At 64.4% G+C, this 789-nt stretch carries 1 protein-coding gene; it reads right to left on the reverse strand.

From position 1 onward, the window contains the following. Positions 1–789, reverse strand: a 789-nt coding sequence (locus tag AACS24_RS07415) for a lysophospholipid acyltransferase family protein (protein WP_258223134.1), incomplete at both ends; no start/stop codon positions are given.

A 789-nucleotide genomic window follows, 5' to 3' on the forward strand; every position in this document is an offset into this window, starting at 1 on the left:
CTCGGGGGCAAAGTGCTGGCGGTAGAAGCTCACCAGCAGATCCTTGGCCGCTGGCGGCAGGCTGCCGGAGAGCGACACCGGGCCAAACAGATAGCGGTAGCGAGGATAGCGGGCCAGATAGGCGCCGATGCCGAACCAGAGATAATCAAGCCCCCGTTTGCCCCAGTAGGCGGGCTGGATAAAGCTGCGGCCAAGCTCGATGGCAAGCTCCAGCCGCGGCAGCAACTTCTCTTCAAAGCCAAACAGGGTGTGGCTGTAGAGACCACCTAACCCCTTGCTGGCCAGCAGCTCGGCCACCGGCGCGAAGCGGTAGGCGCCGATGATGTCGAGCCGGGCAGGATCCCAGAGGATAAGGTGGTGGTAGTCATCATCGAAGGGGTCGAGGTCCCGCCGCTTGCCGGACCCTTCCCCCACCGCGCGAAAGGCTATTTCCCGCAGCCGTCCCAGCTCGCGCAGGATCACCGAATGGCTCAGTTCATGGCGGCGGTAGAGGTAGATCCCCTGTCCATCCGGGGTGGTGCCGAGCTGCTCGCAGCTTTCGATGACCTGTTTGAGCTGGCGACGATCCTCCGGTAGGGCGATGGGGGCTTCGGTCTGCAGCCGTCCCGGCTTGCCGCAACCAATCCGGTAGAGGTGGCTGCGTACCAGTTTTGCCGCGCTCTTGGCCGGCAGCTCCTGAAAGCCGGTGACCGGAATGCGCGCCCCTATGGTGAGCGGCAGGGTGTTGCCCTGCTGGCGAAACAGCTGACGCACCAGCAGCAAGGCCGAGGCGGGTTTGTTGAGCCAGGA

It is taken from the genome of Aeromonas sp. HMWF016 (assembly GCF_963878195.1).
Classification (GTDB): Bacteria; Pseudomonadota; Gammaproteobacteria; order Enterobacterales; family Aeromonadaceae; genus Aeromonas; species Aeromonas lacus.